This is a genomic window from Haloferax profundi (genome assembly GCF_001469865.1).
Classification (GTDB): Archaea; Halobacteriota; Halobacteria; order Halobacteriales; family Haloferacaceae; genus Haloferax; species Haloferax profundi.
This window is the reverse complement of record NZ_LOPV01000189.1, coordinates 1-2,097: the sequence shown is the minus strand read 5'-3', so window position 1 is coordinate 2,097 and position 2,097 is coordinate 1. Positions and strand designations below refer to the sequence as shown.

Below are 2,097 nucleotides of genomic sequence, written 5' to 3'. Positions count from 1 at the left end.
GTTGGTTCGAGTCTAACTGCAGAGTCAGGAACAGTACCGAAGGTGAACTCATTTGCAGAGGTGAAGTCCTGAGTAGAGACGCGCCCACCGTCTACTCTGGTGACACTTACATTATCTGTTGCGACACCTGTCGAGTGTTTCATTACAGTGATGTTGTCCAATGGGTTTACGGTAAACGACACCTGACCATTGGAATCAGTTGTTCCGATGAAGGTCTCTCCATCGACAAATTCAGTGAGATAACTTGGACTGTCTACACGCTCTTCGATGAGTGCAACGTACGACCATCGTACAGTCGAATCACCGACTGGCATTCCGTTACGATCAGTAACTGTAATTGTCACTGTTGACTGTGTCCCATTGACGAGTTCTTCGGGCACACTGGTGGTGGCAGTGAGTCCGCTCACATGCAGGTCCTCATAGGTTCCCGTTGTTTCGTCAATCGCGACCACCTCATAGATCCGCCGTTCGTCGTTGCTTGGTGGGCTCGGGTCATCAACCGAGAAATTCCACGCTGACGAACCATTCGGGTCGATGTACGCTATGTTGAGATCTCGACTATCGGCTTTGAGTGCGGTGAGTGTAGTTGACCCCGAACGTGGTTGGCTACCATTCCGATATGTGAGATTCGTGGTTACTGTGCCGTCGGAGTATGATAGCGATGCATCCAACGGTGTTCCCTCGTCGTAATCCTGCTTGTCGAATTCTGGAGCGACGTATTCTGTCTCTGAGACGGCTGTCCCGCTCGCAGTCTGATACCCCTCTGCTACACCGAGGAGTACATGTTGGTAGTAGCCTTCGAGATTGCGTTGTTGTGAATTGAATGTTGTCGTGACGAGTCCACTATCGGACGTCATCACTGTCTGGGTATCACCACTTGTGGTGTAGAGTCGAATAGGGGCGTTAGCAACGAGGCTGTCTGTCTCTGTGTCGTACAGCCCGACGTATGCAGTGAAATTGTCGCTGGCTTGTACGCTGTCACTCTTGACTGACGCAGGCCACTTGCTTTCGACGATAAGTTGGTAGCGGCGATCTTCTGATGGATCGGTTGTCGGGTTAATATAGTGTTCAATATTATCCTTGACAATTACGACAGACCCAAACCGATACTCAGACCCCGGGACGTCTGGAGCGACATCAACGATTCCAAATCGAGCATCTTCAGGGGAGGTCACAGAGAAGGTACCGATGCCACGCTCTTGCGGCTTTGCGTATCCTTGCTCAGTATCGACTTCTGCTGAATATTCTTCGAGTGCCTGTTTTATCCGTATCCGGTCGACTGCGGTGATCGGAGACGATTCCGCAGTCCCTGTAGTTGCTGCAGCTGCTCGGAGATGCTGAACTGTTGAGGATGGGAGCTCCTTAGAGAGTGAGGCAATCATCCGCTCTGTAACCCATGTCACGCGGTAATATGCGGACGAATTCAGTGGTGTTGCTTGTTTTTCGTCCTGGTAGACTTGGAAGGACAAATTGGCAGTGTTTCCAGACATTACCACAGTTGCTTCTGGAGTCACAACCGCCTTAGTGGTCGACTCTCTGACATCAATCATACCGATCTGTTTGGAAGATTGAGTGCTGTTGGGGCCAAGTGAAAGACGGATATCAAGAGCGTCCTCGTCGTTGTCGAGCGTCGTGGTATCGAAATCAACGCTCGTTCGAACAACGCCATCGGTGACCGAGACTGTCTCGTTGAGCGCTTCCGCACCCTGTGTGTTGGTGACACTGACAGTCGCCATGCCGGTGTAGGGAGCGATACTGTCGCTCGTTTTGTTGAACACAGGGATATTAACTGAGAGCCGTTCATCTGGTTGTATCTCGTATTGCTGATCGAGAGCGTACGTGTGCTGAGACTGACCGCCTGTTTCATCGGGAATGTAGTCAGACAACCCCGCTTGTTCAATCGAGTATTCGCTCTCGATGACGTTTCCGTGTTGGTCTTCGACTACGAGGATATATGTTTCATAGTGGTTAGCAGGTGCTGAGATGTTAGCACGAGCACGACCCAGTGAATCGGTTAGGACCGTTTCGTTTCCAACGACGGTACCATTTCGTGTTTCGAGTGTAAAGTGGATGGGCGCATTAGCCGCAGGGGTGCCG

General features: G+C 51.1%; 1 protein-coding gene. It reads right to left on the bottom strand.

Annotated features, from left to right (window positions below; all coding sequences use genetic code 11):
- Positions 1–2,097 (bottom strand): Ig-like domain-containing protein (locus AUR66_RS21910; protein ID WP_197409725.1); only part of this gene is annotated, 2,097 nt, incomplete at both ends.